General features: G+C 69.8%; 13 protein-coding genes. 9 read left to right on the top strand and 4 right to left on the bottom strand.

Going from position 1 to position 13,454, the window contains the following annotated elements:
• Positions 1-41: 41 nt before the first annotated feature.
• From ASE44_RS17330 to ASE44_RS17315, 4 genes are all read left to right on the top strand, one after another.
• Complete coding sequence (locus tag ASE44_RS17330) at positions 42-1,754, top strand: circularly permuted type 2 ATP-grasp protein (RefSeq protein ID WP_056010850.1); 1,713 nt, start codon at positions 42-44, stop codon at positions 1,752-1,754.
• Positions 1,748-2,677 carry an alpha-E domain-containing protein gene (locus ASE44_RS17325; protein ID WP_056010853.1) on the top strand — a complete coding sequence of 310 codons (930 nt, stop codon included), beginning with the start codon at positions 1,748-1,750 and terminating at the stop codon, positions 2,675-2,677. Before ASE44_RS17330 ends, ASE44_RS17325 begins: the two co-directional genes overlap by 7 nt.
• The gene (locus ASE44_RS17320; protein WP_056010854.1) at positions 2,674-3,519 is read left to right on the top strand and encodes a transglutaminase family protein; all 846 of its coding nucleotides are present in this window, start codon (positions 2,674-2,676) and stop codon (positions 3,517-3,519) included. Before ASE44_RS17325 ends, ASE44_RS17320 begins: the two co-directional genes overlap by 4 nt.
• A 216-nt stretch (positions 3,520-3,735) precedes the next feature.
• The gene (locus tag ASE44_RS17315; RefSeq protein WP_056782160.1) at positions 3,736-4,548 is read left to right on the top strand and encodes a CPBP family intramembrane glutamic endopeptidase; all 813 of its coding nucleotides are present in this window, start codon (positions 3,736-3,738) and stop codon (positions 4,546-4,548) included.
• Positions 4,549-4,745: 197 nt separating this feature from the next.
• Here the strand turns inward: ASE44_RS17315 and ASE44_RS17310 are convergent, their stop codons facing one another.
• Positions 4,746-5,039: a DUF4287 domain-containing protein gene (locus ASE44_RS17310; RefSeq protein ID WP_056782158.1), complete on the bottom strand. Its 294-nt coding sequence runs from the start codon at positions 5,037-5,039 to the stop codon at positions 4,746-4,748.
• 128 nt (positions 5,040-5,167) lie between these two features.
• Between ASE44_RS17310 and ASE44_RS17305 the strand changes: the two genes are divergently transcribed.
• Positions 5,168-5,548 carry a DUF3054 domain-containing protein gene (locus ASE44_RS17305; protein ID WP_056010862.1) on the top strand — a complete coding sequence of 127 codons (381 nt, stop codon included), beginning with the start codon at positions 5,168-5,170 and terminating at the stop codon, positions 5,546-5,548.
• 7 nt (positions 5,549-5,555) lie between these two features.
• The gene (locus ASE44_RS17300; protein ID WP_056782157.1) at positions 5,556-6,482 is read left to right on the top strand and encodes an isoprenylcysteine carboxylmethyltransferase family protein; all 927 of its coding nucleotides are present in this window, start codon (positions 5,556-5,558) and stop codon (positions 6,480-6,482) included.
• A gap of 34 nt (positions 6,483-6,516) precedes the next feature.
• On the opposite strand, the gene ASE44_RS17295 is transcribed toward ASE44_RS17300, so the two are convergent.
• The 3 genes from ASE44_RS17295 to ASE44_RS17285 all read right to left on the bottom strand — a co-directional run bounded on the left by ASE44_RS17295 (position 6,517) and on the right by ASE44_RS17285 (position 9,505).
• On the bottom strand, positions 6,517-7,923 hold the full coding sequence (locus ASE44_RS17295) for an MFS transporter (RefSeq protein ID WP_056782153.1): 1,407 nt from the start codon (positions 7,921-7,923) through the stop codon (positions 6,517-6,519).
• 5 nt (positions 7,924-7,928) lie between these two features.
• Entirely contained in the window at positions 7,929-8,381 is a 453-nt protein-coding gene (locus ASE44_RS17290) for a MarR family transcriptional regulator (RefSeq protein ID WP_327078820.1), read from the bottom strand.
• A 65-nt stretch (positions 8,382-8,446) separates the two neighbouring features.
• Positions 8,447-9,505, bottom strand: a complete 1,059-nt coding sequence (locus ASE44_RS17285; protein WP_056010871.1) for a magnesium and cobalt transport protein CorA — start codon at positions 9,503-9,505, stop codon at positions 8,447-8,449.
• A gap of 347 nt (positions 9,506-9,852) precedes the next feature.
• On the opposite strand from ASE44_RS17285, the gene ASE44_RS17280 reads away from it, so the two are divergent.
• From ASE44_RS17280 to ASE44_RS17270, 3 genes are all read left to right on the top strand, one after another.
• Positions 9,853-10,743, top strand: a complete 891-nt coding sequence (locus tag ASE44_RS17280; RefSeq protein ID WP_056782151.1) for an alpha/beta hydrolase — start codon at positions 9,853-9,855, stop codon at positions 10,741-10,743.
• Positions 10,744-10,929: 186 nt separating this feature from the next.
• Positions 10,930-12,348 (top strand): FAD-binding oxidoreductase, encoded by a 1,419-nt coding sequence (locus ASE44_RS17275; RefSeq protein WP_235522683.1) that lies wholly within the window; start codon positions 10,930-10,932, stop codon positions 12,346-12,348.
• A gap of 56 nt (positions 12,349-12,404) precedes the next feature.
• Positions 12,405-13,454, top strand: a complete 1,050-nt coding sequence (locus ASE44_RS17270) for a biotin/lipoate A/B protein ligase family protein (protein WP_056782147.1) — start codon at positions 12,405-12,407, stop codon at positions 13,452-13,454.

Below are 13,454 nucleotides of genomic sequence, written 5' to 3'. Positions count from 1 at the left end.
CGGAAACACCCCGGCAACATGGGGCCGAGTAGAGTCGGGCCATGGGCGATCTGTTCAATGGCTACGGCGGCACACTGGCTCCGCGCAAGACGGTGAGCGGTGTCCCCGCCTTCGACGAGATGTTCGGCGAGGCGGCGGAACACGCCGGTGGCGCGACGGCCAGACGGGCGTATCAGGAGATCTACACCTCCCTCGCACGCATGACCCAGGAGGAGCTCCGCGGGCGCACCGACGCCCTCGCCAGCTCCTATCTCGCGCAGGGCGTCACCTTCGACTTCGCCGGTGAGGAGCGTCCGTTCCCGCTCGACGCGGTCCCGCGGGTGATCGAGCAGCAGGAGTGGACGCAGGTCGAGGCCGGCATCAAGCAGCGGGTCAAGGCGCTCGAGGCGTTCCTCGCTGACGTCTACGGCCCGCAGCTCGCGGTGCGCGACGGCGTCATCCCCGCCAAACTCATCTCCTCGTCCTCCCACTTCCACCGGCAGGCCTACGGGATCCAGGCGGCGAACGGCGTCCGCATCCAGGTCTCCGGCATCGACCTCATCCGCGACGAACACGGCCAGATGCGCGTCCTCGAGGACAACGTGCGCGTCCCGTCCGGCGTCAGCTACGTCATCTCCAACCGCCGGGTCATGGCGCAGACCCTCCCGGAGCTCTTCGTCTCGATGCGGGTGCGCCCCGTCGGCGACTACCCGAACAAGCTGCTGCAGGCGCTCCGTGCCTCGGCCCCGCCCGGTGTCGAGGACCCGAACGTCGTCGTGCTCACCCCCGGTGTGTACAACTCCGCCTACTTCGAGCACACCCTGCTCGCGCGCCTCATGGGTGTCGAGCTCGTCGAGGGCCGCGACCTCTTCTGCTCCGGCGGCAAGGTGTTCATGCGCACCACGGCCGGCCCCACCCGCGTCGACGTCATCTACCGTCGTGTCGACGACGAGTTCCTCGACCCGCTGTCGTTCCGCGCCGACTCGATGCTCGGCTCGCCCGGCCTGATGCTTGCGGCCCGCCTCGGCAACGTGACGATCGCGAACGCGGTCGGCAACGGGGTCGCCGACGACAAGCTCGTCTACACGTACCTGCCCGACCTCATCAAGTACTACCTCGCCGAGGACGCGATCCTCCCGAACGTCGACACCTGGCGTCTCGAGGACCCGCTCGCCCTGGAGGAGGTGCTCGACCGGCTCGACGAGCTCGTGATCAAGCCCGTCGACGGCTCGGGCGGCAAGGGGCTCGTCGTGGGGCCGGACGCCTCGAAGGAGGAGCTCGCGACCCTGAAGACGAAGCTGCAGGAGGACCCGCGCGGCTGGATCGCGCAGCCGGTCGTCATGCTGTCCACCATCCCGACCCTCGTCGAGGACGGCATGCGTCCACGCCACGCCGACCTGCGGCCCTTCGCGGTCAACGACGGGAACGACGTGTGGGTCCTGCCGGGCGGCCTGACCCGCGTCGCGCTGCCGGAGGGGCAGCTGGTCGTGAACTCCAGCCAGGGTGGTGGCTCGAAGGACACCTGGGTCGTCGGCCGTGCCTACGACCCGAACGCCGCTCCCGAGGCCTCGTCGCACGACATCCAGGGGCTCGTCGCCGAGCAGGCCACGACGGAGACGACGTCGATCCCGATCATCTACGACCACGGCACGACCCCGGAGCACTCGCCCCAGGACCGGCCGACGGGCAACCAGGACCAGCAGGAGCAGCAGCAGCAGGCGCGTGCGGACGCACCGTCTGAGCGTGTCGACGGGCAGGAGGACGCAGCATGCTGAGCCGGATCGCCGAGAGCCTGTTCTGGATCGGTCGCTACATCGAGCGGAGCGACGGCACCGCCCGCATCCTCGACGTCCACCTGCAGTTGCTGCTGGAGGACCCGTGGATCGACGAGGACACCGCCTGCCGTTCGCTGCTGTCCGTGATGGGGAGCGACGCACCGGCCGACCAGGAGCTCACGCGCCAGGACGTCCTCGCACAGCTCGCCGTCGACCGCACCCACCCGGCGTCGATCGCCTACTCCCTGGGTGCCGCTCGCGAGAACGCCCGTCGTGCCCGCGAGATCGTGTCGACCGAGCTGTGGGAGTGCCTCAACACCACCCGCGCGCGGATGCCCCGACGGGTCGCGAGCGACAAGGTCCACGAGTTCTTCGGCTGGGTCCGCGAACGCTCGGCGCTCGCCGTCGGCATCGTCGACTCCGCCACGAGCCGCGACGACGCCTGGCGGTTCTTCACGCTCGGCCGCAGTCTCGAACGCGCCGACATGACCGCCCGACTGCTGGCGACGCGGTCGCTCACCGAGGCCAGTGGTCCGTCGTGGACGACGATCCTCCGCTCCTGCGGCGCGTACGAGGCGTACCTGCGCACCTACCGCGGCATGCCGAGCGCGAAGAACGCCGCCGAGTTCCTGCTGCTCGACCAGCTGTTCCCGCGCTCCGTCATGTTCTCGATCAGCCGGGCCGAGGAGTGCATGCGCGACCTCGAACCCCGACGCGGTCGGGTCGGCACGGTCGACTCCGCCCAGCGGTTGCTCGGTCAGATCCGCAGCGACCTCGAGTACCGGCCCATCCAGGACACCCTCGGCGACCTCCCCGGCCGGATGGACGCCGTGCAGAACGTCACGAGCCAGGTGTCCGAGGCGATCCGCGAACGCTACTTCCCCACGCATGCGGTGCCCGCGTGGATCGGAGAGAACTCATGACCCGTCTGCACATCAAGCACAGCACCGGATTCTCGTACGCCGGCAAGGTGAACGCCTCCTACAACGAGGCGCGCATGCTCCCCGTCACCACGGAGGACCAGTATGTGCTGTACTCGCACATCGATATCCAGCCCGGTGCGTCGCAGTCGACGTACACGGACTACTGGGGCATGAAGGTGTCGGCCTTCGAGGTGCTCACTCCGCACGACGAGCTGTCGCTCACGGCCACGAGTCTCGTCGAGGTCCGCCCTCGGAAGCACGAACCGCACCCGACCGGCTGGGAGCAGCTCGACATCGCGACGCAGGCGGCCGTCACCCGGGTGGAGCACCTGGAGCAGACCCGTCGGACCACGCCGCCGGACGACCTCGTCGAGCTCGCCCGGACCATCGCCGACCGTCACGAGAGCCCGTGTGAAGCCGCGATGGCGATCAGCCGTGAGATCGGCGAGCAGATGGACTACGTGCAGGGCGTCACGAGTGTGTACTCGACGGCGGCCGAGGCGTGGGCCAACCGCAAGGGCGTCTGTCAGGACATCACGCACATCGTCCTCGGGGCACTGCGGTCCGTCGGGATCCCGGCGCGCTACGTGTCCGGATACCTGCACCCGAAGCCGCACGCGGCGATCGGTGAGACGGTGACCGGGGAGTCGCACGCCTGGGTGGAGTGGTTCTGTGGTGACTGGCGCGGCTTCGACCCGACCAACATGGTCGATGTCGGTGAGCGCCACGTGCTCATCGGGCGTGGTCGTGACTACGGCGACGTGTCGCCGCTCCGTGGCGTCTACGCGGGTCCGTACCGGTCGAAGCTCTTCGTGAAGGTCGAGATCACCCGCGAGGCCTGACCCGGGGTTGGTGCCAGCGCGGTGCGCTGACGTGAGCGCGGGTCATGCGCGTGAGCGCGGTGCTCCGGAGGGGCGCGCCCACGCGTGCGGCCCGCGGTCGTGCCCCGTCCAGCGCTCTCACGCCAGCGCACCGCGCTGACGCCCGGAGGCCGGCGCTCGCTTCAGCGCACCGCGCTGACATCTGTCCGCGTGGGCGACACCCGTAGGATCGACGGCATGCAGACCGAGATGATCGTCCCGGCCCGCCGCCCGATGAAGCTGATCCCCGCGGTGCTGCTGGCGGCGTCCGCGTTCTGCCTCTTCGGCCTCATGCAGCCCCTCGCCGGGTACCCGTTGCTCGTCGCCGCGCTGGTCACGGCGATCCTCATCGATCGCGCGCTCGCGCAGGATCTGTTCCTCATCGCGATCGGGATCGGCATCGTCTCGACCACCTCGGTGGAGGCTGACGTCTCCTGGCCGAGCTTCTTCCGCATCGGCACCGTCCTCCTGCTGGCGGTCGGCGTCCCGTTCCTCATCGACCGCTTCGTCTACCGGCGGAAGGCGATCATCTTCCCCTGGCGCAGCCGCGAGAAGAAGACGAAGGGGGAGATCGCGTACCTGTTCGCGGTCCCGCTCCTCGGGTGGGCGATCCTGCCGTTCTACTTCATCCGATCCGGTGCCTACGAGAACTGGCCGGTGATCAGCGACGCCGGTGAACTCGGGCGGTTCTTCGTCGGGGTGAACGCGGTCGGCACCTGGGACGAGCTCTTCTTCATCTGCACCTGCTTCGCGCTGCTGCGACGGCACTTCCCGGTCTGGCAGGCCAACCTGCTGCAGGCCGTCATCTTCGTCTCGTTCCTCTGGGAACTCGGCTACCGCTCGTGGGGTCCGCTCCTGACGTTCCCGTTCGCGCTCCTCCAGGGGTACCTGTTCTCGAAGACGCGCTCACTCGGCTACATCCTCGCCGTGCACCTGCTCTTCGACGCGATCGTGTTCCTCGCGATCGTGCACGCGCACCACCGCGACTGGATCCCGATCTTCTGGTACTGACCGGTGTATTCGTCCGCCAGCGCACCGCGCTGACGCGAATGTCAGCGGTCCGGGCCCAGCGCGGGGCGCTGACGCGAGCGGTGGTGTTCACGCTTCGGCGCGGGTCTGGCGGGTGACCGCGGGTCTCCAGAGGGGCGCGCTCACGCGGCAGACCCGCGCTCACGTCAGCGCACCGCGCTGGCGGCACCACGAGCGGGTCAGGGGGCGGCGGGCTTCGAGGCCTTGCCGTCGAGCCAGAGCTCCGTCGACTCGTCGCGGTGCACGCCGTCGGTGCCCACGTGCTTCTCGCTGATCGTGGGACCGTTCTTGATGACGTGCACGAGCGCCATGCCATGGCCGCGGCCGAGCTCGTAGTCGGTCTGCAACCACTCGAGGATCTCGCCGGCCTTCGTGGACCCGTCGAACCCACGGGTGTGCGCCTCGTCGACGAGCTCGCGGGGTGTCTTGCCGGTCTTGGCTTCCGCCGCGTCGAGGTAGGCCTGGAACGACATGACTGCTCCTTCGTCGGTGGGATGTCAGCGACATCGTACCCAGCACCGGTGGCGCCGCGACAGACCCGGTTCCGCGCCAGACGGCGACCCTCCAGGATGGGCGCCCGGCGCGCCAATAGGGTGAAGGGATGGAACGCCCCCGCAGGACCCCAGCAGGATTCGCCGCGACCGTCGGCATCGACCTCCTCGCCGTCATCGTGTTCGTCCTCATCGGCCGGGCCAGCCATGGCGAAGGGATCCTCGGCATCCTCGTGACCCTGTGGCCGTTCGCCGTCGGCCTGCTCGTCGGGCACGTGCTCGCCCTCGTCCTCGGCCAGCGCGAGACCCGCGCCGTGCGCTGGGCGGGCGTCATCGTCTGGGTGTCGACCGTCGTCGTCGGCATGGTGCTGCGAGCGGTGTCCGGCCAGGGCGTGCAGCTCAGCTTCGTCATCGTGACCGTCATCGTCCTCGCCGTCCTGCTCCTCGGCTGGCGCCTGGTCGCCTGGCTCATCGCTCGCCGGCGCCACTGATGCGCGCATGAGCGCCGTCGCCTGGGGGCGCTGGTACTTCGGCGTCCAGGCCGTCGCCGGCGCAGCCTGGTGGGTGTCGGTGTTCCTCGTCCCGTTCGTCCGCGACGCGACCCTCGGCTCCCTCGACCCGGTGATCATGGCGCTGCTCGACGTGCCGTTGTTCGTCGTCGCCTCGGCGCTCGCCGCGATCGGGATCCGCTGGGCGGCGATCCTGGCGACGGGATGGACGCTGCTCGTCACCGTCGCACTCGGCGTGTTCGCGGCGGTGACCGGCCAGGCGGGCATCGGAGCCCTGCTGATGGTCGGCGCCGCCGTCGGATCGGTCACGGCACTCGCGCTCGTCCTCACCGGTGGGATCCCGAGGGCGTGGATCGCGATCGGACCGTTCGCCTTCCGCCCGGCGGATCCGACGGCGTCGACCGGGGCGCAGCTCGGGCGGACGGCCATCGAGATCGTCGCGTTCTGGGGCGTCTTCCTCGCGGTCATCCCGGCGGTGCTGCGGTTCTTCGAGCTGCGGTGGCAGGTCGCGATCACGCTCCCCGGCGCCGAGCCGTTCGCCGTCGTCGCCGGGGTCGTCGTCCTCGTGCTCGGCAGCATCGTCGGCCTGTGGTCCGCGGCCGCGATGGCGACCACGGGAGGCGGGACGCCGCTGCCGGCGGCGATGCCGAACCGCCTGGTCGTCGCCGGCCCATACCGCTTCGTCCGCAACCCGATGGCAGTCGGCAGCATCGTGCAGGGGATCGGGGTCGGCCTGCTGCTGTCGTCCTGGATCGTGGTCGTCTACGCGGTCTTCGGCGCGGTCGTGTGGAACATGCTGGTCCGGCCGGTCGAGGAGGCCGACCTCGAGGCCCGCTTCGGCGAACCGTACCGTCGGTACCGGTCGGAACTCCGCTGCTGGGTGCCGAGCCTCCGCCCGGTGCCCGCCCGTCGGTGATCCATGACGGACGGGCCGCTGCTGGGCGGACCGGCTAGCGGCGGGAGCCGGTGAGTGAGCTGCGCTCCTCGACCGGCGACGGCTCCGGACGGGGTTCGGCCGCCGCCGTCGCGCGCGGCTTCGCTTTCGGCAACGGGATCGGCGAGGTGAGCGCGATCTGCTCCGAGAACTCCTCGGGGGTGACCGGTGCGACGACGCCGTCGTGGGTGAACTGCAGCCGCCAGCGGGAGTCCGGGGCGACGCGCAGGCGCAGGTGGTGCCGCACGACCCCGTAGAGGAGACCGGTGGCGCAGGCGATGAAGCCCGCCAAGGCCCCGAGCCCGAGTGCCCACCGCGGCCCGAGGGTGTTCGCGACCCACCCGACGATCGGCGCACCGATGGGCGTGCCACCCATGAGGATCGCCATGTACAGCGCCATCACCCGGCCGCGCACGGCTGCCTCGGTGGTGGTCTGGACGAGTCCGTTCGCGGTGGTGAGCAGGGTCACGGTCGAGAAGCCGACGAGGATGAGCACGGCGGCGAACGTCCAGTAGCTCGGCATGAACGCGGCCGTCAGGGCGGCGACGCCGAAGAGGCCGGCCGCACCGACGATCATGCGCATCTGCGCCTGGGCCCGCCGCGCGGCGAGCAGCGCTCCGGTCAGTGAACCGATCGCGAGGACGGAGGAGAGGATCCCGTACTCACCGGCACCCTTCCCGAACTCGACCGCCATCGTCGACGCGAAGATCGGGAAGTTCATGCCGAACGCGCCCATGATGAACACGATCACGAACACGACCAGGAGGTCGGGGCGTCCGCGGACGTAGCGGAAGCCCTCGACGAACTGCCCGCGGGCGCGTGGTGCCCGCGGTGGTCGGCGGAGCTTGCCGGTGCGGAGGGCGAGCAGCGCCCCGATGACGCCGAGGAAGGTGAAGCCGTTGACGACGAAGACCCACCCGGACCCGATCGCCACGATGAGGAGACCGGCGATCGCCGGGCCGACCATGCGGGCCGCGTTGAACGACGCCGAGTTGAGGGCGACCGCGTTCGACATGTTGTGCTCGTCGACGAGCTCCGAGACGAACGTCTGGCGGGCCGGGCCGTCGACCGCGTTGATGATGCCGAGCGCGAGCGCGAAGAGGTACATGTGCCACAGTTCGGCGTGCCCGAAGATGAGCAGCGCGCCGAGGGCGAACGCCAGGAGCATGAGGCTCGACTGGGTGAGGATGAGGATCTTGCGCTTGTCGAAGCGGTCCGCGATGAGGCCGGTGATCGGCACGAGCACCAGCTGGGGCCCGAACTGCAGGGCCATGGTGGCGCCGACGGCCACGGCGTCGTTGTCGGTCAGGTCGGTCAGGACGACCCAGTTCTGGGTGGTGGCCTGCATCCACGCGCCGACGTTCGACACGAGGGCGCCGATGAACCAGATGCGGTAGTTGACGCTGGACAGGGAACGGAACATTGCACTCACTGGGTGGCGAGTCTCCTCATGATCTCGGCTGCACGGGCGAGGGTGTCGCGTTCGTCCGGGGTGAGCGCGCGCAGCTGCTGGGTGATCCACGCGTCGCGTTTCCGGACGGTCTCGGTGACGGTGGTGTGGCCCGCTTCGGTGAGGGCGATGGTGACCTTGCGGCGGTCGGCCGTGTCGGTTTCGCGGGTGACGTACCCGGCCTCTTCGAGGCAGTTGACGGTGCGGTTCATCGATGGCGCGGACACGCGGTCGCGTTCGGCGAGCGCACTGAGTGTCGCGGAGCCCTCTTTGTAGAGCCCTCCGAGCACGGAGAACTGCGGATCGCTGAGGTCGTCGACGCTCTTCTCGCCGCGCAGGCGCCTCGCCAATCGGAAGGTGCCCATGCGGAGTTCGGAGGCCTGCTCCGCGATCGTCCGTGCTGTCGTCTTCGGTGCCGCTGTGCCTGCCACGAATGCTTAGCCTAGCTCATTAGTGAGGCTAAGTAAAGGCTCCGAGGCAGGTGCAGCGGTGCTGGTCACAACCAGCGACGGAACCGGAAGATCGCGTACAGCGTGCCGGAGAGGGCGAGCATCGCGCCGATCGCGGCGGGGTAGCCGAACTGCCAGTGCAGCTCGGGCATCGCGTCGAAGTTCATGCCGTAGACGGTGCCGATGAGCGTCGGTGCGAAGAGGATCGCCGCCCACGAGGAGATGCGCTTGATCTCCTCGTTCTGCGCCAACGCCGTCTCGCTCATGCGGCGCGACTCCTCGTTCTGCGCGAGGCTCGCCTCGGAGAGTCGGCGCATCTCCTCGTTCTGCTGCTGCGTCATGAGGGTCGCGTGCACGGTCAGCGCGTTGCGGAGCAGGTGACGGAAGGAGTCGACGCGCTCGGCGATCCGGAGGACGTGGTCGAGCACGTCCCGGAAGCCGTTGCGCAGTTCCTCGTCGAGCCCGTACTTGTCGGCCCCCTGCAGGAGTCCGTGGAGCACGGCGCGGAGCGGGGCGGTCGCGCGCTGGAACGCCATCACCTGTCGCAGCAGTTCGTAGATGCGACGCGAGACGTCCGCTGCGTCGCCGAAGAGCTCGTCCTCGATCTCGTCGATGTCGTTCTCCAGCCCGGCGACGACGGGTCCATAGCCGTCGACGACCTGGTCGACCACGGCGTGCAGGACGGCGTCGGGGCCGAGCGCGAGGATGTCGGGTCGCGCCTCGAGGCGCCGACGGACCTGACCGAGGTCGGGCTTCTCGGCATGCCGGACCGTCACCACGAAGCCGGGGCCGACGAACAGGTGCACTTCGCCGAACTCGACCCGCTCCTCGGCGTCCAGGTAGTGGGCGGGGCGCAGGACGACGAAGAGCGTGTCGCCGTAGCGTTCGAGCTTGGCCCGCTGATGGCCTTTCAGGGCGTCCTCGACGGCGAGCGGGTGCAGGTCGAACTCCTGCGCGACGGAACGGATCTCCGACGGTTGCGGGCGGTACAGCCCGATCCAGGCCATGCCGCGCTGCTCGTTCAGGAGTTCGTAGGTCGCGTCGAGGGAGCGCGGGCTCGCCGACCGTCGCCCGGTCACGTAGATGCCGTTGTCGATGAGTGCCATGAGGTCTCCGTCCGTCGATGGACGGGAGCGTGTGGCGGCCGCGCGGGTGCGGACGATCCTGAGGGATCGCACCCGGGGAGGTGTGAGTGGGCGCCTCGGCGCCGGCGGGGCAGCGCCTACCGGGTGGGGGAGGCGGAGCGGTTCGTCGACGCGATGGCGCGGGTACTGTCACCAGCCATGGCCGCTCACCTCGCTTCCGTCGATCCCTGCGGCCCGCCGTTCGGGCCTCGATCACCGTACGCCTGCCGCTGACGAACCGCAAACCCGCATCTGTGGGCTGATCGGGACCTGCCGCACGGTGTGGAGGAGACGAGGCGTCGAGCGTGCGGAAGGCCTACGCTGGCGGGATGAGCGAGCAGATCCCGCCACCTGTCGACGCCGACGACGCGAACCGGCCGTTCGAGCCGAGGCCGTACACGACCGAGACGATCGTGGACGACGACGGCGTGACGATCTACCTCTACGTGTGGGAGGTGGCGAACCCGAAGGCCGTCGTGCACATCGCGCACGGCGCCGGCGAGCACGCCCTCCGCTACGGCCGCCTCGCCGCGGCACTCAACGATGCGGGCTATACGGTCGTCGCCGACGACCACCGGGGCCACGGCCGGACCGGCCTCGAACACCTGGGCCTCGGCAAGCTCGGGCCCCGCACCACCTGGGGTGCGATCGCCTCGCTCGCGGCCGTCGGTTGCCACCTGCGCACCCGGTTCCCGGAGTCGGCGTTGGCGCTCCTCGGCCACAGCTGGGGCTCGCTCATGGCGCAGAAGGTCGCGGCGCACCACGATCTCTACGAGTACCTCATCCTCTCGGGGACCTCGCTGGCCATGCCGGGCGTCATCAACGCCGGCGACCTCAACAAGCGGTGGCGGAAGACCGGAACCACGGGCCTCGAGTGGCTGAACCGGGATCCGGCCGCCTGGGCCGCCTTCGCCGCCGACGAGCGCAACTTCGACATCGGCGTCACGCCCGTGTGGAACCCGATCCAGGCGTTCGCCTTCCTCGGCCGGCCGCCCCGCCACATGCCGCGCAAGCTGCCCGTGCTCATCATCGGCGGCTCCGACGACGCGCTCGGCGGCGTCCGCGGGCTCACCCTCCTGCGCGACGCCTACGTCAAGCGCTCGAAGCTCACGGACGTGACGCTCATCATCTACCCCGACGCCCGACACGAGATCTTCAACGAGCTGAACCGCGAAGACGTCGAGCGCGACGTCGTGCAGTGGCTCGACAAGCGCACCTGAGTCGGCGTCCCGGCGCCGCGCCCNNNNGTCCCTGAGCTCACCCCGTTTGGTCCCTGAGCTCACCCCGTTTGGTCCCTGAGCTCACCCCGTCTGGTCCCTGAGCTTGTCGAAGGGCGCGGGACCGGGACAAGTACGGCGACCACGGGGTACAGTCGCGGCATCCACTCTCGACGCGGAGGAGACCCGGTGACCTCGGACGGCCCCACCTACAGCCATCGTCGGCGCAACCCGGCCGAGCGCATCGCGCGGTCCCTCGCCGGGGCGAGCACCGTCCCGTACTGGCTCGACACCCCGGAACGCCCCACGCCGGAGCCCCGCCTCGTCGGCCACGTCGACACCGATCTGCTCGTCGTCGGTGGCGGCTACTCCGGGCTCTGGACGGCGCTCATCGCGAAGGAGGCCGACCCCTCGCGCGACGTGGTCCTCATCGAGGGCAAGGAGGTCGGCTGGGCGGCGAGCGGCCGCAACGGTGGCTTCTTCGAAGCGAGCCTCACCCATGGCGACGACAACGGGGAACGCCACTTCGCCGAGGAGCTGCCACAACTCGAACGGCTCGCGGACGAGAACTTCGACGAGTTCGTCGCCACGCTCGACCGCCTCGGGATCGACGCCGAGTTCGAGCACACGGGCGTGCTCACGGTCGCGACCGAGCCGCACCAGGTCGACGCACTCCGCGAGGTCTCGGGCGACGGCGTCTTCCTCGACCGCGAAGCGGTCCAGGAGCTCGTGCACTCCCCGGTGTACCTGGCGGGTCAGCGCGAGTGGAAGAGCACCGCGCTCGTCCACCCGGCGAAGCTCGCCTGGGGCTTGAAGCGCGCCTGCATCGAGCTCGGCGTCCGGGTGTTCGAGCACACGCCGGCGACCGGTCTGCGGCGCTCGGGCGAGGGCGTCGCGGTGACCACGCGGCAGGGGAGCGTGCAGGCCCGCCGGGTCGCGCTCGCCACCAACGGCTTCCCCTCGCTCCTCAAGCGCACCGAGCTGCTCACCATCCCCGTGTACGACTACGTGCTCATGACGGAACCGCTCACCGCCGAGCAGCTCGCGAGCATCGGCTGGACGGACCGGTTCGGCATCGCCGACTCGAGCCGCGAGTTCCACTACTCCCGCCGCTCGGCCGACGACCGCATCCTCTACGGCGGCTTCGACGCCGTCTACCACCGCGGCGGCAGGATCCGTCCCGAGCACGACCAGCGTCGCGAGACCTTCGAGACGCTCGCCGACCACTTCTTCACGACCTACCCGCAGCTCGACGTGCGGTTCACCCACGCCTGGGGCGGGATGATCGACATGTGTTCGCGGCTGTCGGCCTTCCAGGGCTCGGCGCTCGGCGGTCGTGTCGCCTACAGCGCGGGGTTCACCGGGCTCGGCGTCGGGGCGACGCGCTTCGGGGCGAAGGTCATGCTCGACCTGCTGAGTGGCGAGTCGACGGAGCTGACCCGGCTGCGGATGGTGCGGTCCAAGCCGATCCCCATCCCACCCGAGCCCATCGCGAACCCCGCCATCCAGACGGTCCGCCGCGCCGTCGCCCGTTCCGACGCGAACGAGGGCCGCGACGGCCTGCTCCTGAAGGTCATGGACCGCTTCGGCATCGGGTTCGACTCCTGAGCCGATCGGCACCGCTTCCGGGGAATCCGGACGCCGTCCAGGAATAGGCTGGGGGCATGCATGGTGAGTACAAGGTCCCGGGTGGCAAGCTCGTCGTCGTCGATCTCGACGTGGTCGACGGTCGGATCGCCGACTTCCGACTCGCGGGCGACTTCTTCCTCGAACCGGACGACGCGCTCGCGCTGATCGACCGCGCGGTCACCGGCCTGCCGGCCACCACCGACGCAGCCGGGCTCGCTGCCGCCATCCGCGGGGCGCTGCCGGAGAACGCCGTGCTGCTCGGCTTCACCCCCGAGGCCGTCGCGACCGCCATCCGCCGTTCGCTCGCGAAGGCCACCGGCTGGGGCGACTACGACTGGCAGCTCATCCACGACGGCTCGGTCTCCCCGCAGCTGCACCTGGCGCTCGACGAGGTGCTCACCAACGAGGTCGGCGAGGGCCGCCGCGGTCCGACGCTCCGCATCTGGGAGTGGGACCAGTCGGCGGTCGTCATCGGCAGCTTCCAGTCCCTCAAGAACGAGGTCGACCTCGACAACGCGAAGGCGAACGGCTTCGAGGTCGTCCGCCGGGTCTCCGGTGGCGGCGCCATGATGATGCAGCGCGGCGGGATCATCACCTACTCGCTCTACGTGCCGGCGGAACTCGTGAACGGCATGACCTTCGCCGACTCCTACGCCTACCTCGACGACTGGGTGCTCGTCGCCCTCCGCTCGCTCGGCATCGAGGCGACGTACCAGCCGCTCAACGACATCACGAGCCCATCCGGCAAGATCGGCGGGGCGGCGCAGAAGCGCCTGGGGAACGGCGCAGTGCTGCACCACGTCACGATGAGCTACGACATGGACGGCGAGCTCATGACGCAGGTGCTGCGCATCGGGCGCGAGAAGCTCAGCGACAAGGGGACGACCTCGGCGGCCAAGCGCGTCGACCCGCTCCGCAGCCAGACGGGCCTCTCGCGCGCCGAGATCATCGACCGTATGAAGGACACCTTCGTGGAGATCACCGGCGCGACCCCCGCCCATGTCACGGAGGCGGAGCTCAAGGCGGCCGAGTCGCTCGTCGAATCGAAGTTCGACACCGACGCCTGGCTCACCCGCGTCCCCTGA

This window comes from Plantibacter sp. Leaf1, from assembly GCF_001421315.1.
Taxonomy (GTDB): domain Bacteria; phylum Actinomycetota; class Actinomycetes; order Actinomycetales; family Microbacteriaceae; genus Plantibacter.
The sequence above is the reverse complement of the archived record's forward strand: the minus strand, read 5'-3'. Positions and strand labels throughout refer to the sequence as shown.

Bases quoted from the DNA above. Each gene is read 5' to 3' on its own strand.
- ASE44_RS17330 (WP_056010850.1), top strand. From the start codon at position 42: ATGGGCGATCTGTTCAATGGCTACGGCGGCACACTGGCTCCGCGCAAG.
- ASE44_RS17325 (WP_056010853.1), top strand. From the start codon at position 1,748: ATGCTGAGCCGGATCGCCGAGAGCCTGTTCTGGATCGGTCGCTACATC.
- ASE44_RS17320 (WP_056010854.1), top strand. From the start codon at position 2,674: ATGACCCGTCTGCACATCAAGCACAGCACCGGATTCTCGTACGCCGGC.
- ASE44_RS17315 (WP_056782160.1), top strand. From the start codon at position 3,736: ATGCAGACCGAGATGATCGTCCCGGCCCGCCGCCCGATGAAGCTGATC.
- ASE44_RS17310 (WP_056782158.1), bottom strand. From the start codon at position 5,039: ATGTCGTTCCAGGCCTACCTCGACGCGGCGGAAGCCAAGACCGGCAAG.
- ASE44_RS17305 (WP_056010862.1), top strand. From the start codon at position 5,168: ATGGAACGCCCCCGCAGGACCCCAGCAGGATTCGCCGCGACCGTCGGC.
- ASE44_RS17300 (WP_056782157.1), top strand. From the start codon at position 5,556: ATGAGCGCCGTCGCCTGGGGGCGCTGGTACTTCGGCGTCCAGGCCGTC.
- ASE44_RS17295 (WP_056782153.1), bottom strand. From the start codon at position 7,923: ATGTTCCGTTCCCTGTCCAGCGTCAACTACCGCATCTGGTTCATCGGC.
- ASE44_RS17285 (WP_056010871.1), bottom strand. From the start codon at position 9,505: ATGGCACTCATCGACAACGGCATCTACGTGACCGGGCGACGGTCGGCG.
- ASE44_RS17280 (WP_056782151.1), top strand. From the start codon at position 9,853: ATGAGCGAGCAGATCCCGCCACCTGTCGACGCCGACGACGCGAACCGG.
- ASE44_RS17270 (WP_056782147.1), top strand. From the start codon at position 12,405: ATGCATGGTGAGTACAAGGTCCCGGGTGGCAAGCTCGTCGTCGTCGAT.